General features: G+C 70.0%; 19 protein-coding genes and 1 riboswitch. Of the genes, 9 read left to right on the top strand and 10 right to left on the bottom strand.

Translation table 11 applies throughout. The features are described 5' to 3' along the window. The first annotated feature begins 190 nt into the window (after positions 1-190). From ABH927_RS01375 to ABH927_RS01365, 3 genes are all read left to right on the top strand, one after another. Positions 191-1,207 (top strand): radical SAM protein, encoded by a 1,017-nt coding sequence (locus ABH927_RS01375; RefSeq protein ID WP_370017555.1) that lies wholly within the window; start codon positions 191-193, stop codon positions 1,205-1,207. A 152-nt stretch (positions 1,208-1,359) separates the two neighbouring features. Further along, the gene (locus ABH927_RS01370) at positions 1,360-1,671 is read left to right on the top strand and encodes a MerR family transcriptional regulator (protein WP_370017554.1); all 312 of its coding nucleotides are present in this window, start codon (positions 1,360-1,362) and stop codon (positions 1,669-1,671) included. Between the two features lie 114 nt (positions 1,672-1,785). Beyond that, positions 1,786-2,541, top strand: coding sequence for a phytanoyl-CoA dioxygenase (locus tag ABH927_RS01365; RefSeq protein ID WP_370017553.1), 756 nt, complete (start codon positions 1,786-1,788; stop codon positions 2,539-2,541). 46 nt (positions 2,542-2,587) lie between these two features. Here the strand turns inward: ABH927_RS01365 and ABH927_RS01360 are convergent, their stop codons facing one another. After that, positions 2,588-3,793, bottom strand: a complete 1,206-nt coding sequence (locus ABH927_RS01360; protein WP_370017552.1) for an Ig-like domain-containing protein — start codon at positions 3,791-3,793, stop codon at positions 2,588-2,590. 254 nt (positions 3,794-4,047) lie between these two features. Next, entirely contained in the window at positions 4,048-6,285 is a 2,238-nt protein-coding gene (locus ABH927_RS01355; RefSeq protein ID WP_370017551.1) for an ATP-dependent RecD-like DNA helicase, read from the bottom strand. Between ABH927_RS01355 and ABH927_RS01350 the strand changes: the two genes are divergently transcribed. After that, on the top strand, positions 6,284-7,765 hold the full coding sequence (locus ABH927_RS01350; RefSeq protein WP_370017550.1) for a serine hydrolase domain-containing protein: 1,482 nt from the start codon (positions 6,284-6,286) through the stop codon (positions 7,763-7,765). The two genes, ABH927_RS01355 and ABH927_RS01350, sit on opposite strands and share 2 nt — an antisense overlap. A 9-nt stretch (positions 7,766-7,774) precedes the next feature. Here the strand turns inward: ABH927_RS01350 and ABH927_RS01345 are convergent, their stop codons facing one another. Next, positions 7,775-8,968, bottom strand: coding sequence for an alginate lyase family protein (locus tag ABH927_RS01345; RefSeq protein ID WP_370017549.1), 1,194 nt, complete (start codon positions 8,966-8,968; stop codon positions 7,775-7,777). A gap of 735 nt (positions 8,969-9,703) precedes the next feature. Further along, a riboswitch (cyclic di-AMP (ydaO/yuaA leader) is annotated at positions 9,704-9,838 on the top strand. A 74-nt stretch (positions 9,839-9,912) separates the two neighbouring features. Here ABH927_RS01345 and ABH927_RS01340 point away from each other — a divergent pair. Continuing rightward, positions 9,913-10,530, top strand: coding sequence for a CHAP domain-containing protein (locus ABH927_RS01340; protein WP_370017548.1), 618 nt, complete (start codon positions 9,913-9,915; stop codon positions 10,528-10,530). On the opposite strand, the gene ABH927_RS01335 is transcribed toward ABH927_RS01340, so the two are convergent. Then, positions 10,506-11,036 carry an SRPBCC domain-containing protein gene (locus tag ABH927_RS01335; RefSeq protein WP_370017547.1) on the bottom strand — a complete coding sequence of 177 codons (531 nt, stop codon included), beginning with the start codon at positions 11,034-11,036 and terminating at the stop codon, positions 10,506-10,508. The genes ABH927_RS01340 and ABH927_RS01335 overlap by 25 nt on opposite strands. A gap of 1 nt (position 11,037) precedes the next feature. After that, a complete protein-coding gene (locus ABH927_RS01330; RefSeq protein ID WP_370017546.1) occupies positions 11,038-12,111 on the bottom strand; it encodes a helix-turn-helix transcriptional regulator in 1,074 nt (357 codons plus the stop codon). Positions 12,112-12,174: 63 nt separating this feature from the next. Here ABH927_RS01330 and ABH927_RS01325 point away from each other — a divergent pair, with 63 nt between their 5' ends. Then, the gene (locus ABH927_RS01325) at positions 12,175-13,290 is read left to right on the top strand and encodes an epoxide hydrolase family protein (RefSeq protein WP_370017545.1); all 1,116 of its coding nucleotides are present in this window, start codon (positions 12,175-12,177) and stop codon (positions 13,288-13,290) included. Between the two features lie 212 nt (positions 13,291-13,502). Continuing rightward, a complete protein-coding gene (locus ABH927_RS01320) occupies positions 13,503-14,393 on the top strand; it encodes an ArsR/SmtB family transcription factor (protein ID WP_370017544.1) in 891 nt (296 codons plus the stop codon). A gap of 117 nt (positions 14,394-14,510) precedes the next feature. On the opposite strand, the gene ABH927_RS01315 is transcribed toward ABH927_RS01320, so the two are convergent. From ABH927_RS01315 to ABH927_RS01305, 3 genes are all read right to left on the bottom strand, one after another. Then, positions 14,511-15,680, bottom strand: coding sequence for a hypothetical protein (locus ABH927_RS01315; RefSeq protein WP_370017837.1), 1,170 nt, complete (start codon positions 15,678-15,680; stop codon positions 14,511-14,513). A 154-nt stretch (positions 15,681-15,834) separates the two neighbouring features. After that, positions 15,835-16,494: an NAD-dependent epimerase/dehydratase family protein gene (locus ABH927_RS01310; protein WP_370017543.1), complete on the bottom strand. Its 660-nt coding sequence runs from the start codon at positions 16,492-16,494 to the stop codon at positions 15,835-15,837. 262 nt (positions 16,495-16,756) lie between these two features. Beyond that, complete coding sequence (locus ABH927_RS01305; RefSeq protein WP_370017542.1) at positions 16,757-17,782, bottom strand: aldo/keto reductase; 1,026 nt, start codon at positions 17,780-17,782, stop codon at positions 16,757-16,759. 129 nt (positions 17,783-17,911) lie between these two features. Between ABH927_RS01305 and ABH927_RS01300 the strand changes: the two genes are divergently transcribed. Continuing rightward, positions 17,912-18,529 carry a TetR/AcrR family transcriptional regulator gene (locus ABH927_RS01300; protein WP_370017541.1) on the top strand — a complete coding sequence of 206 codons (618 nt, stop codon included), beginning with the start codon at positions 17,912-17,914 and terminating at the stop codon, positions 18,527-18,529. Between the two features lie 361 nt (positions 18,530-18,890). On the opposite strand, the gene ABH927_RS01295 is transcribed toward ABH927_RS01300, so the two are convergent. Together ABH927_RS01295 and ABH927_RS01290 are read right to left on the bottom strand one after the other, a co-directional pair. Beyond that, entirely contained in the window at positions 18,891-19,319 is a 429-nt protein-coding gene (locus ABH927_RS01295; protein WP_370017836.1) for a TetR/AcrR family transcriptional regulator C-terminal domain-containing protein, read from the bottom strand. Positions 19,320-19,972: 653 nt separating this feature from the next. Further along, entirely contained in the window at positions 19,973-20,281 is a 309-nt protein-coding gene (locus ABH927_RS01290) for a DNA adenine methylase (RefSeq protein ID WP_370017835.1), read from the bottom strand. A 326-nt stretch (positions 20,282-20,607) separates the two neighbouring features. Between ABH927_RS01290 and ABH927_RS01285 the strand changes: the two genes are divergently transcribed. Then, the gene (locus tag ABH927_RS01285) at positions 20,608-21,480 is read left to right on the top strand and encodes an alpha/beta fold hydrolase (RefSeq protein ID WP_370017540.1); all 873 of its coding nucleotides are present in this window, start codon (positions 20,608-20,610) and stop codon (positions 21,478-21,480) included. Positions 21,481-21,583 lie beyond the last annotated feature (103 nt).

Genomic DNA, 21,583 nt, shown 5'->3' with positions numbered 1-21,583 from the left:
TAAAACGGTACGCTTGTCCCAGATTAGAGGTGCGGCTTCGCCGGCGATAGAGCGGGCGCCAACGGGCGCCCCAACATGCCCAGGCGGCCCGCCGGTGTCTCCCGGCCGCCTTCGCGATGGACAGGCCGGGGGCCCGCCGTACGGCGTGGGCACTTGGCGCGGGGGTCGAATGCGTGTTCTACTGATCTCCATGCGTCGCGACGCCTCTTCCGGCTCCGGGGCCGTCCCCGGGGTCCAGCAGTTGCTCCTCGACGGAGGACCCGCGCGGCCCCGGATCGAACGGCAGGCCGTCACCCGCGTCTTCGGCGACATCACGTGCTACGAGGTGCCGGCGCGGACCGCGATCGACCGCGTGCCGGAGGCCGCCGAGCTGCCCTACCAGTGGGCGGTGAGCCCCTACCGAGGCTGCGAGGCCGGATGCCGCTACTGCGCGGCCCGGCGTGGTCACCGCTACCTCGGGCTCGATCCGGGAGACGACTTCGCCTCCCGGATCGTCGTCAAGACCAACCTGGCCGACCGGTTACGCCGGGAGCTGGCCGCCCCGCGCTGGGGCGGCGATCCGGTCGCGCTCGGCCTGACCGGCGACTGCTACCAGCCCGCCGAGGAGACCTACCAGCTCATGCCCGGCATCGTCCGGGCCCTGGCCGACGCCGGGAACCCGTTCACCGTGCTGACCAAGAGCCCTCTCGTCCTGCGCGACCTCGACCTGCTTCGCGACGCCGCCAAGGTGACGCAGGTCGGCGCCGCCGTGTCGGTCGGGTTCGTCGACGACCGCATCCGCCGGGCCGTCGAGCCGGGCGCGGCCACCCCGCAGCGGCGGCTGGAGGTCTGCGCCGCGCTGAACGATGCGGGCATCCCGTGCGGTGTGCTGATGGCGCCGATCCTGCCTCTGATCACCGACTCGGCCGATCACCTGCAGGCCACCGTACGGCGGGCCGCCGAGGCGGGCGCGGTCAGCGTGACGCCCGTCGTGCTTCGCCTGCCGTCCGGCGCCCGTGAGTCCTACCTGGGCTGGCTCGAACGCGAGCACCCCGGGCTCGTGCCCCGCTATCAGGCGCTGTACGGCAAAGGCCCCACGGCGGACCCCGGCTACCGGAGCCGGATCGCCGAGCAGGTCCGGGGCCTGGCGGCGGCCTACGGCGTCGGACAGGCCGCCCGCCGCTGGCGCCGCCGCCGCTCCCCGGCACGGCAGCTCGCCCTCGTGTGATCGCCGGTCCGGCCTGCTGTTTCAATGCGGCGTTCGCCGGCTTGCGCAGCTGCCCGCAGCTAACTTATAAACGTGGTAGCAGGTTTCCTCCAACGACTCTCGCATCGAGGAGTCCTCTCGCGGGGCGCCGGCCCCCCGCCATATCGGAGGTGATGATGCTCCCCATCGACGACGAGCACGCGCCGCTGTACAGCGTCGGCCAGGTCGCCGACATGCTGGAGGTGCAGCAGGCGTTCCTGCGGCGGCTGGACGAGTTCGAGGTCGTCCGCCCGTACCGGTCCGCGGGTGGCCAGCGGCGCTACTCCCGCCATGACATCGGCCAGGTGCGGTACGTCGCCGAGCTCGCCGGCGAGGGGATGACGCTCACGGCCATCCGCCGCATCCTGGAGCTCGAACACGAGGTCAGAAGGCTCAACGCCGAGCTGGACGCGACGCGCCGCCGCCTCGCCGAGTCGGGCGACTGACCGGGGTCTCCCCCGCCATCGCTTCGCCGACGGCCGGTGACCCCGTTCGCCAGCCTCCGGGCGGCGGTGAAAACCAGTCGACCGGGACGACGGGAGATCGCTAGCGTCGGCGGCATGGCGCTCTTCAGCGACGCGGATCTCGACCGCTTCGTCACAGACGGATTCGTCAAGATCGAGGAGGCGTTCCCCCGGGAGGCCGGCGATCGCGCCCGCGCTCTCATGTGGGACATGATCGGGCTGTCACCGGACAGGCCGTCGGAGTGGACCAAGCCCGTGATCTGGGCCACCGACCACACCGGTGGGGGCCCGTTCGGCGAGGCGATCCGCAGCCCCCGGCTCGCGGCCGCGCTGGACCAGCTCACCGGGCGGGGTGGCTGGGCGCCGCGCGGCAGCGTGGGCAACGCGCCGATCCGCTTCCCGCACCCGTCGGACGCCGGGGACACCGGCTGGCACATCGACCAGAACGACCCCGGCCCGAAAGGCGCCTGGGGAGTGGTCACCAGCAGGCCGCGCACCATGCTGGCGTTGCTGTTGTTCTCCGAGGTCGGCCAGGACGACGCGCCGACGCGGATCCGGGTCGGGTCGCATTTCGACGCCGCGCGGGTGCTGGAGCCGTACGGTGAGGAGGGGCTGCCGTTCTTCACCTCGGGGCCGATCCTGGACGAGGCGAGCGCAGACCGGCCCCTGGCGTACGCCACCGGGCTTCCCGGCGACGTGTACCTGTGCCACCCGTTCCTCGTCCACGCCGCGCAGCCGCACCGGGGCGCCCGGCCGCGGTTCATGTCCCAGGTGCCGTTCTTCCTGGCCGAGCCGCTGCGCCCGGACGCTCCCACGCCGCTCGGCCGGGCCGTACGGCTGGCCCTGGGCTGACGCTCACATCATCGGGCGTCCGGCCACGCGGTCCGGTCCGGGGCGCCTACGACTCCAGGGCGCTGCCCTTCTTCCACTGCTTGAACGGCATCTGCCAGAAGCCCCAGCCGTTGTTCCACTCCAGGATGCGGGTCGTGCCGACGATCTTGACGACGTCGCCGCGGTGGAAGTTGTCGTAGAACCACTTGGCCTGGTCGGGCCGGGCGTTCACGCAGCCGTGGCTGACGTTGGCGCGGCCCTGCGAGCCGACCGACCACGGGGCGCTGTGGACGTACTCGCCGCTGTTGGAGATGCGCACGGCGTAGTTGACGATCTCCTTGTAGTACCCGGGGTCGCCCTCCTTCTTACCGGGGGAGATCATCGTCACGGGGTTGCCGCGTTCCATCGTGAGATGAACGCCGCTGGTCGTGGTGTACTCACGGGTCGTCGCCTTGCCCGCACTGATCTTCATGGTCCGCACGGTCTTGCCGTCGCGCTTGACGACCATCATGTGGGTCTTGGTGTTGACCGTGCTGATCCACGCCGCGCCGATCTTCATCGTCGTGGTGTGGTCCTCGGTGCCGTACATGTCCTTGCCACCGTGGACGCCGGCGAGGTGCGCGGTGAAGGTGACCTTCTGGTGCGCCGGCCAGTACTTGGCGGTCCGGTACATGACCAGCCGGTCGTTGATCCACCGCCATGCGCCGGTGACGGGCTTTTCGGCCTCGATCTCGAGGGCCTGCTCGACCGCTGCCTTGTCGGTGACCGCCTGGTTGAACGTCACCATGATCGGCATGCCGACGCCGACGGTCTCCCCCTTGACGCCGGGGGTCACATCGGCGACGGCCAGCTCGTATTTGGGCTTGAGCGTGCTGAACTGGCTGGTCGCCGTGGTGGGGCCGCCCGCGCCGCTGGCCTTGGCCGACACCGTGTAGGTGGTCGACGGCTTTAGCGGCTGCTTGGAGGTCCACTTGGAGTGGGCGGAGTCGAACTCGCCCTCGACCGGCTCGCCCCCGGCCTGCACGGTCACCTCTTCCAGCGAACCGTTGGCCGCCGTGACCACCACGGACTTGTCCGGGCGGACCTTGGCGCTGCCCTTGACGGGGCTGATCTTTATGGACGGCCCGGCCGGGGTCGGGGCCGCGGTGTCACCCGAGCCGCCCCCCGGCGACCCTGGCGTGGTGGACCCGCCGGAACATGCCGTCAGAACCGCGGCCATGGCCACGGCGACTCCGGCGATCGGCAACCTCGAACCAGCGTGAGTGCTCAGCACAACCTCTCCCCCATGGGCGCAAAGGGCACCCCAAGACCTTATTAGGGGATGCCTGTTATATGCGCTATTTCCTCATGAGTTAGATCACAGTTCAGTTGCGAACAGGTGTGATCCCGTTTAGACACGGTAAGGTCCGCGTCAAAAAGGATCAATCGCCGCAGTCAGCCATTTATTCCGCGCCGTCAGGACGCGGGAAGCCGGTTCGTCAGGGCATGTGAGCCCGGCGGCCTCAGACACGTGAGCACACGGCCGCCTCAGGACACGTGGAGCCGGTGCGTGAGGCCCGTGTGGCGGCGGCCCGCACCCCTGGTGCGTACGGCCTGCGCGAGCGCGCGCCGGGACCCGACGATCACCACGAGTTTCTTGGCCCGGGTGATGGCGGTGTAGAGCAGGTTGCGCTGCAGCATCATCCACGCGCTGGTGGCCAGGGGGATGACGACGGCGGGATATTCGCTGCCCTGGGAGCGGTGGATGCTCACCGCGTAGGCGTGGGCCAGCTCGTCGAGCTCGTCGAAGGAGTAGTCGACGTTCTCGTCCTCGTCGGTGAGCACGGTCAGTTTGCTCTCCTCCAGGGACAGGCCGGTGACCACGCCGACCGTGCCGTTGAAGACCCCCGCCGCGCCCTTGTCGTAGTTGTTGCGGAGCTGGGTGACCTTGTCGCCCACGCGGAAGACCCGCCCGCCGTAGCGGCGCTCGGGCATGCCCTCCCGGGACGGCGTCAGAGCCTCCTGCAGGGCGATGTTGAGCGCGCCCGCCCCGGCGGCCCCGCGGTGCATCGGGGCCAGCACCTGCACGTCGCGCCGGGGGTTGAGCCCGAACTTGGCCGGGATCCGCCGGGCCACCACGTCGACCGTGAGCGCGGCGATCTCCTCCGGCTCCTCGCACGGGAACAGGAAGAAGTCGGGGAAGTCCCGCACCAGGGGCTGCTGCCCGGTGTTGACGCGGTGGGCGTTGACCACCACCCCGGACTCCTGGGCCTGGCGGAAGATCTGCGTCAGCCGTACGCGCGGGATCTCGGGGGCGGCGAGCAGGTCGCGCAGGACCTCGCCGGCGCCGACCGAGGGAAGCTGGTCGACGTCGCCCACGAACAGCAGATGAGCGCCGGGGGCGACGGCCTTGGCCAGCTTGTTGGCCAGCAGCAGGTCGAGCATCGACGCCTCGTCGACCACGACCAGGTCGGCGTCGAGGGGGTTGTCCCGGTCGAAGGTCGCGTCGCCGCCGGGCCGCAGTTGCAGCAACCGGTGCACGGTCGTCGCCTCGTGGCCGGTCAGCTCCGCGAGCCGCTTGGCGGCCCGGCCGGTCGGCGCGGCCAGGATGACCTTGGCCCGCTTCGCCCTGGCCAGCGTCACGACGGAGCGGACGGTGAAGCTCTTGCCGCAGCCCGGCCCGCCGGTGAGGACGGCGACCTTCTCGGTCAGCGCGAGCCGTACGGCCTGGGCCTGCTCGGGCGCGAGGTCGGCGCCGGTCCGGCCGCGCAGCCAGTCGAGGGCGGTGGGCCAGTCGACGTCGGTGAAGACCTTGAGCCGGTCGTGCCCGGAGCCCAGCAGCCCGAGCAGGGTGCCCGCCAGGGACCGCTCGGCTCGGTGGAACGGCACGAGATAGATGGCCGGGACCGTGCTCTCCCCCGCCGGAACCTCCTCCCGGACCACCCCTTCCTCGGCGACGAGCTCCTCCAGGCAGGCGGCGGTCAGCTCGGCGGACACCTCCAGGATCTTGACCGCGTCGGCGACGAGGTTGGGCGCCGGGAGGTAGCAGTGGCCGTCGTCGGCCGCCTGCGACAGGGTGTAGCGCAGGCCGGCCTTCACCCGCTCGGGGCTGTCGTGCGGGATGCCGACCGCCTGGGCGATGGTGTCGGCGGTCTTGAAGCCGATGCCCCAGACGTCGTCGGCCAGCCGGTAGGGCTCCTTGCGGACGACGTCGATCGACTCCTCGCCGTACTGCTTGAAGATCCGCACGGCGATCGACGTGGACACCCCGACGCCCTGCAGGAAGATCATCACCTCTTTGATGATCTTCTGTTCCTCCCAGGCCGCCGCGATCATCTTCGTGCGCTTGGGGCCGAGGCCCGGCACCTCCACCAGCCGGGCGGGCTCCTCCTCGATCACCCGCAGCGTGTCGACGCCGAAGTGGTCCACGATCCGCTCGGCCATCTTCGGGCCGATGCCCTTGATGAGCCCCGAGCCGAGGTAGCGCTGGATGCCCTGGATGGTGGCCGGGAGAACGGTGGTGTAGGACCACACCTCGAACTGCCTGCCGTACCGGGGATGAGACCCCCACCGGCCGGTGAGCCGCAGCGACTCGCCCACCTGCGCCCCGAGCAGCGGCCCGACGACGGTCAGCAGCTCGTTGCCGCCGCGCTCGGTCGCCACCCGCGCGATCGTGTAGCCGGTCTCCTCGTTGGCGTACGTGATCCGTTCGAGCACGCAGTCGAGGAGGGCACCGGGCGGCCTGCCCGCGGGATCGCCTGAAGGGCCGCCGGGAGGGGTGGTCATGGGTGGCATTCTGCCCCAGCCCATGCGGCGCCGCGCCATCCCCGGCATCAGCGAACTCACCCATGATCGGGCGCTAGCCTGGTGCGATCGCGACGCGGAGGGACGCGGCAATGGTTCTGGAGGGGTAATGGTGCTGGAAGGGACGGCCCGCGCGCTGCTGCGCAGGCTGGCGATCGAGCAGGCGGACGCGAGGGTGCCCTCGCTCGTCGCGGCGCTGGTCCGGGGCGGCGAGATCACCTGGTTCGGCGCCCGCGGGCGGGTCGGCGCCAAGCCGCCGGAGGAGACCACCCAGTACCGCATCGGGTCCCTCACCAAGACCATGGTGGCGACCATGGTGATGCGGCTGCGTGACGAGGGCCAGCTCGACCTGCTCGACCCCCTCGACAAGCACGTGCCCGGCACCCCGGTCGGCGATGTGACGATCGCGCAGGTCCTCTCCCACACCGGCGGGCTGACCGCCGAGTCGCCCGGCGACTGGTGGGAGCGCACGCCCGGCGTCTCCGTGCCCGCGCTGCTGGCCGCCCTCGGGCCGGAGTCGGCCAGGCACCGCCCGGGCCGCCGCTACCACTACTCTAACGTCGGCTTCGCCCTGCTCGGCGAGCTCGTCGCGCGCAAGCGGTCGGCGCCCTGGGAGGAGGCCGTGCGGGAGGAGATCCTCCAGCCGCTCGGCATGCGGGACACCACGCCGCGCCCGCGAGCGCCGCACGCGACCGGCTACGCCGTGCATCCCTGGGCCGACGTGCTGCTCCCCGAGCCGGAGAACGACCACGGGGCGATGGCCCCGGCCGGGCAGCTGTGGTCGACCGCCGCCGATCTCGCCCGCTGGGCGGCCTTCGTCGCCGGGGAGACCCGCGGTGTCCTGCGGCCCGAGACCGTCGCCGAGATGCGTGAGCCCGCCGTCGTCGAGGACGGCGACGCCTGGACGCGCGGCTACGGCCTCGGCCTCCAGCTCGTACGGCACAGCGGCCCGGCCGGCGCCCGCCGGCTGGCCGGGCACACCGGGTCGATGCCCGGCTTCCTGGCCACGTTCTGGGCCGACCCGGCCGACGGCGTCGCCGTGCTGTGGCTGGCCAACGCGACGTCCGGGATCCGCGGCCGGCTCGACACCGACCTGCTCGACATCCTCGCCCAGCACGAGCCGCCGCTGCCCGCCGAGTGGGCGCCCTCCTCCGTCGACGAGGACCTGCTGGCGCTGACCGGGCCGTGGTACTGGGGGCCCACCGCGTACGTGCTGCGGGTCCTGCCGAGGCGGGGGCTGTCGCTCACCCCCGTCAACGGCCACGGCCGGGCCTCCCGCTTCGCCGCCCAGGCCGACGGCACCTGGCTCGGCCTCGACGGCTACTACGCCGGCGAGACCTTCCAGGTCGTCCGCTCCCCGGCGGGCGTGCACCTCGACGTCAACACGTTCGTCTTCACGCGGGAGCCGTACGGCACGGCGGCCGCCGTGCCGGGCGGCGTCGACTCGGAGGGATGGCGGTAGCCCCGCTCGTCAGCTGGGGTTGCCGGCGTGGGTGAGGGTCTCCCAGGCCAGGAAGTAGTTCGCCCCGGCGGGCCGGTGCTTCTGCACGACCTGCAGGGTGCGCGGCATGCTGTAGCCGAGCCGGCCCGCCAGGGCGTTGTAGCCCACCTCGAACACCGGGCCGATGCCCGTGTTCAGCTTCCCTCCGCACAGCCACGAGGGGACGGCCGCGCCCAGCTCGTACTGCGAGTGGAAGCCCATGGCCAGCCTGAGCCGCTCCTTGCCCTCGGCGTACAGGTCGAGGCCCTGGATGCGGGCCGTCTCGGCGACGTGGATGGCCGCCTCGATGCCCCAGCCGGTGTGGCCGAAGTCGCGGCAGGTCTCCTGCGCCAGACCGTCGACGAAGGTCGTCTGACCCTCCCAGTAGTCGATGATCTCCGCTGACGTGTCGTACTTGCTGCCCGGCGCCTGCTTGGGCAGCGGCCCGTCCGACTTGAGGTAGATGTAGGCGGGCAGGCGGCCCCGCCACGTGGCGACCGCCTTGTCGAAGGCCGTCTTGTCGTCGAGGAACACGGCGATGCCGATCGCCGCGTCCGTCATGATGAGCTCCCAGTTGCCGTTCTTGTTCCGCGCGGCCGTGCCGCCGACCACTGGCAGGTAGACCGTGCGCAGCTTCGTCGCGAACCTCGCGGCGTTGGGCCAGCTCGAATACGTGTGCTTGATCAGCTCCGCGGCCCGGGAGAACGACGCCCCCGCCCAGCCGGTCTGCAGCGGCGCGTTCGAGTTCGTGTGGCTGGTGATCACGGCCGACCACGCGTCCATGATCTCGATCGCCTTCTTGGCGTATGCCGCGTTCCTGGTCAGGTACCACAGCAGGGCGTCGGTGTAGGCGGCCAGGGCGTCGCCCCGCTCGTCGGAGCAGCCGTAGTTGGGGTTGGAGCTCGGCCCGCACTCGACGACGGCCCGCGGCTTGGCCTTGTAGGACAGCGAGGCCAGCGGGCTGGCCTTGACCTGCGCGAACGCCGTCTTCCACGGCTCGGCCGTCAGCTTGGTGCGGACGAAGTCGAGTTGCGCCCTGCTGACCAGCACGCCCGGATGCGTGAACGCGGCCGGCGCCCTGAGGGCGTGTGCTCTAGGGGCGTGCGCCCTGGGGGCGGCCTGGGTGCCGGAGGCCGACGCGATGCCGGGCAGCAGAGTGAGGCCGGTGAGGACGGTCAAGGCCACGGCGGTCAAGGATCCACGTACCGATCGGGGCACGAGAGACAACTCCTTTTGGGGGAACCGTAAATGTCCCAATCCAAGCGATCTCTCGAAATGCCCGTCAACGGGGTGAGGAAGGTTTCCTTACCTTTAACGCGGACCTCAGGGCGCCTTAAGGCAGAGCCTCGCCGGAGGGGTGGTGTTCGCCGCCCCTCCAGGGGGGTCGCGCTGGCCTCTGGGGCCCATGTGAGGCCGATCGGAGTTCGCTGTCAGCGAAACGAGGCCCCTGGCCCGACGCCCCGGACGCGTCCCGATCCGGACCTTCCGGCGCTCGCTCGCGGCCGGTGATGTCGCCGTACGGCTCCCACTCGGCGCGGTGACCTGCGAGATCGCGCTCCGGTGATCGGCGGTGGGACGTCACCGCCGCCGAGCCACGCTGAATCGCCGCTCCGCGCGGGGATTGGAGGCGGCGCGGCCGTGTCTCGGGGTCCACGACCTGAGGCGCTTCCGCACGGCCTGCCGGGGCCGCCGGGCCGGGCGTCACCGGCGGGCGACGCCGTACGGCCCGGGCCCGCGAAAGGGGCCTCCCCACCCTCGATCACCAGCAGGTACACCGAGGACGTGACAAGTAAAACCTGACTTGTCCTTACTTGACCGGTTTCGGTCGGTCTATTACCTTTTAGGCAACTCGGGCATACCTGTCCAAATCTCTGGTCAAGGGTGCCAAGCCTCAGACCGACGCGGTCATCCAGCCGGATGGCCGCCCGGCCGCCGAGTCCGCGTCCGCGCGGAGCCGGGGACCCACCTCTCCTGGGGTGAATCGGCACGTAGTGCCGTAGGGCGTCTTCCAGCCCGAACCCGTCAGCTAACCCGGTAGGCGGCATGGAAGCAAGGGAGTAGACCCCACCATGCGAGCCCTCAACACCTGTATTCGTGCTGCCCTTGTCAGCGGCGCACTCGCTTCGGCGGTGCTGGCAGGAACCACGGCGGCCCACGCGGACGTCGCCGACACACCGCAAGTCACCGAAGTCGGCTACTCGAACGTCACCCCCCTCGCCCAGGCCGCCGCCGGACTGCCCAAGGTCAGCCCGTCCCAGCTGTTGAGCCTCGCTCAGAGCCAGGTCGGCATCAGGGAGAACAGCCTCGGCGGGGGCACCAAGTTCCAGGCCTGGTACATGTCCACCCCGCGTGCCCGGCAGACCCTCGCCCGCGACGGCGGCACCCTCGCCGGCTACGCCAACGCCGCCTGGTGCGACATGTTCGTCTCCTGGGTCGGCGACAGGCTCGGCATCACGCCCGTCCTGGGCTCCGACTCCTACACCGTGCAGCACGCCCGGTGGTTCGCCGCCAACAACCGGTGGGGCACCGCTCCCACGCCCGGCGCCGTGGTCTTCTTCGGCTGGAGCGGCGGCAAGTCCTTCGACGACATCGACCATGTCGGCTTCGTCGTCCGCGACAACGGTGACGGCACCATCCAGACCGTCGAGGGCAACACCGGCAACGGCGCCGTCGAGGTCCGGACCCGGTCCGCCGGCTCCGTCGTCGGATACGGCTACCCGTACTACACCGCGACCGACAAGGCCTGACCTCGCCTCATCTCCGCGGTACGGCCGGCGCCTGACGCATGGCCCCGCGGTACGGCCGGACCGTGACACACGCCTCTGCCCTCCCACCGAACCGCGCCCGGACGAACGGTTCCGGGCGCGCTTCGTTGGCGGTACGTGTCCCAGCCGGTCTTTATGGCCTCGTACTCGGTCTCCCAGTCGTCGCCGAGGACGCCGCTCTGCACCATCCGCAGCACGGTGCCGCCGCCTTCGCGTCCCTCGAGGAGATACTCGAACGCCATGAAATTCCCGTCGTCGGGCTCGGCGCCGCGGTGCGCGAGTCGTTTCCCGGGTTCCCAGGCGGTCACGGTGTTCTCCTGGCTCTGGCCGCCCAGGGTCAGCCGTACGATGCCGCCCTCGCCGGGCTCGACCACATTGCGTCCCATGAACCAGGAGTCGACTCCCGGGCCGGTGGCGGTCGCCTCCCACACCTGCCCAGGGGTGGCCTCCAGCTCGACTTCCTTGCGCAGTTCGAACGCGCGGCCCATCTCAAAACTCCTTCGTTCCGGTGGTGGCTGCGGCCTCAGGGCCACCATCATGCCCCGTTGAGGGCGCCGGACTCGCCTTCTCCGGCGCAGCGGGGGTGGCCTTCTCCGGCGCGGCCGCCGGGGTCGCGCGGGCGTAGCGAGCCGCCAGCGCGCGGATGTGCTCCACGAGCTCCGGGGGTTCGGTCACCTCGAAGTCGAGGTCGAGCAGGCCGAGATGGACGGCGAGCGTGTGCACGCTGTCCGCGCCCGTGACCAGGACGCAGGTCTGCCCGCCCAGCGCCTCGACGACGCCGACCGCGGGGTTGACGCGCCCGGACACGACCTCGGCGGGCGCGTGCACGACGACCCGCGCGTGATGACGCCAGGCCGCCGCCGAGACCCCGCGCGCGACGTACGCGGCGGTGCCGCCCTCCGGTGGTTCGCGGGGCGGGAAGCGCGGGCCGGTGGGCGTGCGCGGCTCCACGCGGTCCACCCGGAAGGTTCGCCAGTCCTGACGGTCGACGTCCCAGGCCACGAGATACCACCGGCGGCCCCAGGAGACGAGACGGTGCGGCTCTACCGTGCGGAGGCCGGCCGACCCGTCGTGGCCCCGGTAGTCGAACCGCAGCCGCTCCGAGTCCCGGCAGGCGGCCGCGAGCGCGGTGAGCACGGCCGCGTCCACTTTCGGGCCCGGACGGTCCGCCGGCACGGGCTCGGTGTAGGTCTGCAACGCGTTGACCCGATGCCGCAGCCGGGACGGCAGGACCTGTTCGAGCTTGGCGAGCGCCCGCACGGATGTCTCCTCGATGCCGGCGACGGTCCCCCCGGCGGCGGTCCGCAGCCCGACCGCCACGGCCACCGCCTCCTCGTCGTCGAGCAGGAGCGGCGGCATCGCGGCGCCCGCGCCCAGGCGGTAGCCGCCGTCGGTTCCCCTCGTCGCGTGCACCGGATATCCGAGGTCGCGAAGCCGTTCGACGTCGCGGCGGACGGTCCGCTCGCTCACCTCCAGCCGCTCCGCGAGGGCCGCGCCCGGCCAGTCCCTCCTGGCCTGCAACAGCGACAGCAGACGCAGCAACCGCGCCGAGGTCTCCAACATGGCTTCAAGTCTGCCCGGACTTCAGGACAGGACCTGACCGGAAGGCTCCGTAACGTTGTGGTCATGAGCGAGAACACCGAAATCACCCCCTTCCGCATCGCCGTTCCGCAGGCCGACCTCGACGACCTCCGCGACCGGCTGGGCCGTACCCGCTGGCCGGACGAGATCCCCGGCGCGGGCTGGGACTACGGGGTTCCCGTGGAGTACGTGAAGAGGCTCGCCGAGTATTGGCGTGACGGGTACGACTGGCGGTCCAAGGAGGCGGAGCTCAACCGATACCCGCAGTACACCACGGAGATCGACGGGCAGAACATCCACTTCCTGCACGTCCGGTCGCCGCATGAGGACGCGCTCCCGCTGATCCTCACCCACGGGTGGCCCGGCTCGATCGTGGAGTACCTCAAGGTCATCGAGACGTTGACCGACCCCGAGGACCCGGCGCAGGCGTTCCACCTCGTGATCCCGTCGCTTCCCGGCTTCGGCTTCTCCGGCCCGACCAGGGACAAGGGCTGGAACCGGTACCGCACCGCCAGGGCGTGGGCCGAGCTCATGCGGCGGCTCGGCTACGACCGCTACGGCGCGGCCGGCAACGACGGCGGCTCGTTCGTCTCGCCGGAAGTGGGCCGGGTCGATCCCGAGCACGTCGTGGGCGTGCACGTCACGCAAATCTTCTCCTTCCCCTCGGGAGACCCCGCCGAGTTCGAGAAGATCACCGAGGAGGAGAAGAAGGGCCTGGAAGTGCTGCAGTGGTTCTACGACAACAAGATGTCGTTCAACATCCTGCACTCACAGCAGCCGCAGACCCTGTCGTACGCGATCTACGACTCGCCCGCCGGGCTGCTGGGGTGGAACTCCCAGCTGTTCGGCGACACCGTCGACATCGACGACGACTTCATCCTGACCAACACGATGCTCTACTGGCTGACCGGCACCGCGACGTCGGCCACCCGGTTCTACTACGAGGACGCGCACGCCGAGCACCCCACGGAGCCCACGACCGTCCCGATCGGCCTGGCGATGTTCGGCGGCGACTTCGTCTCCATGCGGACGTTCGCCGAGCGCGACCACAAGAACATCGTGCACTGGAAGTCGTACGAACGGGGCGGGCACTACGCCGCCCACATCGTCCCCGAGGTCCTCGCCGACGACCTGCGCGCCTTCTACGGCGCACTGCGCTGACTCCTGACTCGCCGGCCCTCATGGGCGGTGGGGTGGTGGTTTCTACCCGGCGGTCATCGGCGCGAAGGAGGCCGGTGACGGCCGGGTGGCTCTGCGCCTGCGTGACGGACGCCGCCTGGACGCCCTTCCCGCCGCCTGCCCCGCCGGGCGGCCGTCACCCGGTGAAACAAGAGACGCGCTAGATCGCCATGGCCACGCTGCCTGTTTCGTAGGTGGCCACCTACGAAACAGGCGATCGCGAATTAGTCGAACCATCATTGCGTTATGCAGGCAAATGCCTGCATAATTTGAGTGTGAGGTTCGAAGCGAGAGAGATGGACTCGGTCTTCAAGGCACTGGCCGACTCCACCCGACGACTCCTGCTTGACCGTCTGCGCGAGCACAACGGTCAGACTCTGCGCGAACTGTGCGAACACCTGGACATGGCGCGCCAGTCGGCGACACAGCATCTCGACATCCTCGAGCGGGCCAACCTCGTCACCGTCGTACGGCGCGGACGTGAACGGCTTCATTACCTCAACCCGGCGCCGATCCATGAGATCGAGGAGCGCTGGATCTCGGGGTTCGACAAACCCCGTCTGCAAGCGATCAGTGCCATCAAGAACCAGGCGGAGGAGTACGCCATGACCAACGGATCCACGTCCGTGCCGACCTACGTCTATGTGACCTACATCCGCGCAAGCGCCGAGCAGGTGTGGCAAGCCCTGACGGACGCGGACCTGACGGCGCGCTACTGGGCACACGCCAACGTCTCGGACTGGCAGCCGGGCTCGCCCTGGGAGCACCGACGTGTCGACGGATCAGGCGTCGTCGATGGCGTCGGTCGAGTGATCGAGGCCGCCCCCCCGACACGCCTGGTCATCACCTTCGACGACGCCCCTGGAGCCGAATCGCCAAGAGAACCGTCGGTTGTCACGTTTCTCGTCGAACCACACCAGGACATCGTCCGCCTCACCGTGACCCACGAGAACCTGCCCAACCAGGAGATGCTCAACGGCATCTCGCACGGATGGCCGGCCGTGTTGGCGAACCTCAAGTCGCTGCTTGAGACCGGCGAGGTCCTTCCGCAGGTGCCATGGGAGATGTCCCGCGCGCACGCCTGAGACGGCATGGCCACGTCATAGTCCTTCGACTCGCTCATATCTACACGAAGGGGATTCGATCGCCAGGACGCCGAGGGCTTCCCTCTCGAGCCCGTAGATGCGGCGGATGTCGGCGGCCTAAACACGGTCGTTCAGGCGCAACTCGGCGGTGACGGCGCGCTCGCGAAGCTGGGCCGCCTCGCCTCTGGCCACATCGAGCTGGGCCCGCAGGTCGGCGAGGCGAGCGCGCTCCAGGGCCAGCTCCGCCTGGATCCGCTCCCGGTCCGTGGCAGCCGTACGGGCCTCGCCTGCCGCGCGCTCCGCCTCATCGGCGGCGGCCTGTTCCCGGGACACGGCCTGAGCCGCCTCGGCCGTGGCCCGGGCCGCGTCCGCGACTGCCACCGCGCGGCCCGCCTCAGCCGCCTCCGCGCGGGCGAGCGCCCGATCCCGCTCGGCCTCGGCGAGCGCGACGGCGCGGTCCCGTTCGGCCTCCGCGCGTGACACCGAGCGGTCGCGTTCCGCCTCGGCCGCCTGGGCGCGGGCGACGGCGGCGGCGCTCGCCTGCTCCGCCTCGCGGTGCGCCCGCCGGGCCAGTTCGGCCTGCTCCCGGGCGCTCGCGGCCTCCGCCTGTGCCTGGTCCCGCTCCTGACCTGCCTGTACGGCTTGCGCCGTCGCCTCGCCGACCTCGGCTGCGGCCTTCTCCATCCGCTCGGCGAGCTCACGTGTGGCCTGGTCTCGGGCCGCCTCGGCCGAAGCGGCCCTCCGGTGGGCGTCCTCGGCCTCCTGCCGGGCCCGCCGTTCGGTGGTGGCCGCCTCCCGCAGCGCGGCGAGCGCCTGCTCGCGCGCCGTCTCGGCGTCGGCGAATGCCGTGTCCCGCTCGGCGTTGGCCTCCTCGACCAGGCGCCGCATGTCCTCGGCCTCCCGTCTGGCCTCCTCCGTCGCCGCGCGGGCCAGCCGTACCTGCTCCAGGGCCTGCTCCCGCTCCGTGCGGGCGATGGCGACGCGGGTGTGCGTCTCGGCCTGGATCGCGCTCAGCTTCGCCTCCACGCCGGCCGGGCTCAGCTCCTCCGACAGCACCTGCGCCAGCGGCGCGATGGCCGCCGAGAGGCCCTTCTCCATGCGCTCGTAGAGGTCCTCGACCCGGGCCAGCGCGCCCTCGAGGCCGGGGGTGGCTCGGCGCATCTCGCGCTCCCGCTTCGCCGCCGCCTGGCAGTCGCCCTCGGGGCAGTACTCCTTAGGTCTCCCCCGCCCGGTCCGCTGCTCGATCGCCCCGCCGCAGTGCTTACACGCCGTCGTCCCCACAGACATCGTCACACCATGATCGTAGCCATTTTCTGGATTTCTGGAAATCGGAATCCGGAAACAGAGATCTGTTGCGCTTCTGAGATGACGAATAACTTGGGAGATTGCTAATTCTCGCAAGTAATCCTGCCGCCAGAAGATCCCGCTCGGCACGAACAGCTCACCGACGAAGACCGGCGTGCCTTGCCGCCGCTGTTCTGGGCGCACGCCCACCCGTACGGACGGTTCCGCTTGGATATGGAAAGCCGTCTCGATCTCGGGATCGTCGCCCGTAGAACGCGCCGTACCGCAGGACTGCGCCGCCGGCCTTGAGGACCACGTCCTCGACGTGGCGCATCGCCTCCATCCCCGCGTGTGCCGCCGTCCCCTCCATCAGGTCCAGCGGGTCCTCCTCGGTCTTGACCCATCCGCCCTCGCGGATGCCGTTCCAACTGGCGTAGCCCTGCGCGACGAAATGGGATACGCCGGTCGCCTCGGCCGCGGCCAGCAGGTGGTCCGTCCCCTCGGTGCGCAGCCGGTTGGTGGTGGCGAACCACCGGTCCGGGTGTTTGATATCGGGCTTGCCGGCGTGCGCCATGGAGATCGCGGTCATCTGGTGCACGATCGCGTCCGGCCGGGCGGCCGCCACGGCCTCACCGACCGACACCGCGTCCAGCCCGTCCAGCCCGTCCATCACGACCGCCTCGGCGCCCAGCCGCGCCAGCAAGTCCAGCTTGGCCGCGCTCGTCGTCGTAGCCGTCACCTGGTGGCCCCGGGCCACGAGCTGCGGCACCAGCCGCCGCCCCAGGACCCCGCTCCCACCTGCCACGAACACCCGCATGACCATCACCCTCCTGATTCCAGAACCTGTCTCTGAGACCCGAGACGAGACAGCCCGGCCATCTGTGACATGGGAGGGAAGACAGTCGGGAGAAGATCGTTGGCGGCGCCGCCTGGGACGAACCCGAGACAGGTCCGGCTGCCCGCCGGCACAAGACCAGGCCGCTCATGGGCCGTCCCGGAATACGCCTGATCGCAATGATCAGCTTGGGGTGAGGCGAGCGGCGAGTTCGTCCGCGCCAGGGGTCCCGGAGGGAACGCCGCTAACGCCGGCGGCGGCGTAGCGATGGGTCGAGCAGGGCGGGCGGAGTATCAAACTTTTCCTGTGCGGCAAGGTCGATGCCGGGTGCGACGATCGCGTCGATGGCGTCAAGGATGTCGGCGGAGAGCACCGTGTCTGCGGCGGCGAGCTGCGAGTGCAGGTGGTCCAGCGTGCGGGGGCCGATGATCGCGCTGGTCACGGCCGGGTGCGCAGTCACGAAACCGAGCGCGAGCTGGATCATCGTCAGACCGGCCTCGTCGGCGACCTTCGCCAGCTGCTCGACTGCGTCGAGCCTGGCGCGGTTGGACGGAATGGAGGTGTCGAAGCGCTGCGGCATGAACGTCGAGCGGTTGGTGGCGATTTCCTGGCCCTCGCGGATCGCGCCCGACAGCCAGCCCGAGGCCAACGGGCTCCACACCAGCACACCGAGCCCGTACTGCTCGGTCACGGGCAGTACGTGGGTCTCGATCCCGCGCTGCAGGATCGAGTAGCTGGGCTGCTCGGTGACGTAACGACTCAGATGGTTGTCTCGGGCGGCCCATTGGGCTTGCACGAGACGGTACGCCGGGAAGGTCGAGGAGCCGAAGTAGCGAATCTTTCCCGCGCGCTGTAGGTCGGTCAGAGCCGACAGCGTCTCCTCGTCGCTGGTTGTCGGGTCCCACCTGTGGATCTGGTAGAGATCGACGTGGTCGACGCCGAGGCGGCGCAGGCTGTTGTCCAACTCGGTGACCAACCAGCGGCGCGAACTGCCCTGATGGTTGCGCTCGTCGCCCATCGGCATGCTCGCCTTCGTGGCCAGCACGATGTCTTCGCGGCGGCCGGCGATGGCCTTGCCGACCATCTCTTCCGACTCGCCGTCGCTGTACCTGTCGGCGGTGTCGATGAGGTTGATCCCGGCCTCAAGGGCGGCGTCGACGATAGCGGTGGCCTCGTCCTGGGTGGTGCGTCCGATTTTGCCGAAGTTCATCGCGCCGAGCACGAGGGAGCTGACCTGCACACCGGTGCGGCCCAAGGTGCGGTACTGCATGACCGTGTGTCCTCCACTGCGGGTGAAGCGTGGTAGCGATGCGTGGCTTGGTTGTCGGCCCCTGCTCTGGCATCATGAGCAAACGGAACCTTGTTCCGATAACGATAGGGAACGTTGTTCCGTTTGGCAATGCTCAGTAACGGAGGGAGCGGCGCGGTGAACGACAGCTACGGGGGCGCAGGGCATGCAGCCCCGCGCAAGCGGGCCGACGCCCGGCGCAACGAGAGGACGCTGCTCGACGCCGCCGCCGCGGTCTTCGTGATCTCAGGCGTCGAAGCGCCGGTGCGCGACATCGCGGCCAGGGCGGGAGTCGGGGTGGCCACGATCTACCGCCATTTCCCGACGCGAGCGGATCTCATCCTTGCCGTCTACCGGCACCAGGTCGAGGCCTGCGCCGAGGCCGGTCCAGCCCTGCTGGCGAGCAGCGCGACTCCTCACGCCGCACTAGGGCGATGGATCAACCTGTTCGTTGATTTCCTGGTCACCAAGCACGGACTCGCTGCCGTGCTGCAGTCGGACGACGCCGGCTTCGACACGCTGCACGCCTACTTCATCGACCGGCTCGTGCCCGTGTGCGCCCAGCTACTCGAAGCCGCAGCCGTCGCCGGCGAGATCCGCTCCGACATGGATGCCTACGAACTCATGCGCGGCGTCGGGAACCTCTGCATCGGCGCGGACAACAATCCCCGCTACGACGCACGTCGACTGGTTGAACTCCTCATCGCAGGACTGCGCCTACCGCGCTAGCCGCCGCACGTATCGGAACACCGGTCAGGGCGCTCATTTTACACATCCGGAACTGCGTTCCTGATGCTGGACAGGCCCACTGACACCGTCACGTTTACCGAGCTACAGATGCCATAGTCGTCCCCGGATCATCCACGCGTGCTCGTAGGGGGTGCCGGTAAGAAAACGTGTCATGAGCCCCAAACGGCGTTGAGGTACGGCTGGACGTCGCCAAGCGGCTGGCGCTGGGCGGAGGTGGAGCGCAGCCTGGCGGACCGGAGTAGTTCACGATCGTGTCGTTATCCGATGCGCGGCCCCGGCAGGCCGTTGAGCAGTAGCGATGGCGGCCGCCGATGAGTCGATCACCATTGAGTTCGGTGGGCTAGCGGAGGTTGGTAATGCCGTCGAGGATGAGGGCGATGCTGGCGAGGAACTGCTCGCGATCATCGTGCTCGCGCATCTGGCCGCTGATGGCGTGCATGAACGGGTAGTCGGCGGGGTCGAGTTCCTGCCACGCCATCGACGCTGCCTCGAGGAACTTCTCGCGGTCCGCGTCGGTCTCGACGCCTGAGGTGTCCCCGTCGATGCGGGTCTGGCTGACGGCGCCGAGGATGTAGTGCACGAGCGTTGAGGCCGCGACGAACCAGATGGCTTGTGGCACGCCCAAGGCGCGCACCTGCCGGCCGATCTTCTCGAAGATCCCCACGGTCACCGGACCCCACGGGTTCCGGGTGAGCTGGACGGCCAGCCGCGTGGCGAGCCACTGGTGTTCGGCGATCGCGTCGAACAGGCCCAGTGCGACGACGCGGATCTCGTCCTCGGGCGTGGCCGGAGCCCGGGCAGGCTTGGTGGCCAGGGCGGCGGCGATGACGGTTTCAGTCGCGGTATCCAGCAGTTCGTCCCGGGTGTCGGCGTCGCCGGCCTTGGCACGAAGGAGCCATCATGAACCCCGTCACGATCATCGGCGCCGGGCTCGGCGGACTCACTCTGGCCCGCGTCCTGCACGTCCATGGCATCCCGGCCGAGGTCTACGAGGCGGAGGCCTCCCCGGAGGCACGGACGCAGGGTGGGCTGCTCGACATCCACGACTACAACGGGCAACTTGCCCTTGAGGCGGCCGATGTGATGGAGGAGTTCCGCGCCATCGTTCTGGAGGGCCGCCAGGCGATACGTGCTCTGGGCCCGGACGGCGCCGTCCTGTTCGAGAAAGCCGACAACGGCATGGGCGGCCGTCCGGAGGCGCAGCGCGCGGACCTGCGACGGATGCTGCTGGAAGCGCTCCCGGAGGGCGCCGTCCGGTGGGGCCGCAAGGTCACCGGCGCCCGGAGCCTCGGCAGCGGCCGCCACGAGGTGATCTTCGCCGACGGCAGCAGCGTAACTACGAGCCTGCTGGTCGGTGCGGACGGCGCCTGGTCGCGGGTCCGCCCGCTGCTGTCGGATGCGGTGCCCGAGTACGTCGGGACGTCATTCGTCGAGACCTACCTGTTCGACGCCGACACGCGGCACCCAGCCGTCGCGAAGACGGTCGGCGGCGGTTCGATGTTCGTCGAGATCGGACAGATCGCCGTAGGCCGACTCCTGCTCGGCGCGCGAATGCGGAGTCAGCGCGCACACGCGGGCCAGCTCGGTAGGGCGCTCGCGCAGAACCTTCCAGAAGGTCATCAGGTCGCGGTCCAGGTCGTTGACCGTCTCCAGCCGAGACGGCTTCCTCGCCAGGAGCACGGCCAAGGACCCAGCGAACGGTTCCACGTAGTGCGTGTGCTCGGGCAGCATGAGGGCGATCTCGTCGGCCAACTTGGCCTTGCCGCCGTAGTAGCTGCCGTTGATGGTGTCTCCCAGCCCGCCCATCAGGGCCGCCACCTTGGCGCCGACCGGGAACTCCCCGCCGGGGCAGGCTTTGACCAGCCCGACGCATTTATTACGCTGCGCCGATCAGCGTCCACCCTCCGAGCAGCGGTTATGAATCGCTGACGCGCCTTACCGGCGTGTCGAGCCTGCCTTCCCTCCACTGTTGCGACATCGTCAGAAAGGGAGCCGAGCCATGTCGAGACGGGGCCAGAACGGCGGCCCGTGCTGGCAGACATCTTCAGGGGTAGGTCATGGTGGCGGTCCATCATCGTTACGTCGGTGTGCAGGGCCGGCAGCTGTTCTACCGCGAGGCCGGGCCGGCCGGCGCGCCGGCTCTGGTGCTCCTGCACGGCTTTCCGACCAGCTCGTTCATGTTCCGCGGTCTCGTCCCGGCGCTGGCCGACCGTTACCACGTCATCGCCCCCGACCACCTGGGCTTCGGGCTGTCCGACGCCCCATCCACCAACGAGTTCGACTACACCTTCGACGCGCTCGCCGACCTGACCGCCGCCCTGCTCGACCACCTCGGCCTCTCCCGCTACGCCATCTACGTGCAGGATTACGGCGCTCCGATCGGATGGCGGCTGGCCCTGAACAATCCCGGTGTGATCACCGCGATCATCACCCAGAACGGCAACGCCTACGAGGCCGGCTTCGTCGACGCCTTCTGGCAGACCGTCTGGGACTACCAGCGCGAGCAGACCCCGGAGACCGAGACGGCCATCCGCCAGGCCCTCACCCTGGATGCGATCAAGTGGCAGTATCTCACCGGCGTGCCCGACCCGACCCTCGTCAGCCCCGACACCTGGCACCACGACTTCGCCCTGGTCTCCCGCCCCGGCAACGACCGCATCCAGCTCGACCTGTTCCTGGACTACGCCACCAACCTGCCGCTCTACCCGCGCCTGCACGAATACCTGCGCGCCCACCGGCCGCCCCTGCTGGCCGTGTGGGGCACGGGTGATCAGATCTTCGCGCCCGCGGGTGCCCGCGCCTTCGCCGACGACCTGCCCAGCGCGCGCATCCACCTCCTCGACGGCGGTCACTTCCTCCTGGAAAGCGCGCTCGACGAGGTCACCGCACTCATCCGGGACTTCCTTGGCCAAGCCGAACTCCGCCCATGACCGCGTGTCATACGGGAGGCGAGCGGCGTACGCCGACTCAAGCACCGTGCGCCCCTCCGGTGGTTCTCCCGCAGGCGGGCGCCGAACTGGCGCCGGTACTCGC

Origin of the sequence: Planotetraspora sp. GP83 (assembly GCF_041262585.1) — a bacterium.
GTDB lineage: Bacteria > Actinomycetota > Actinomycetes > Streptosporangiales > Streptosporangiaceae > JAOEGB01.
This window is presented reverse-complemented; position numbering and strand designations above follow the sequence as displayed.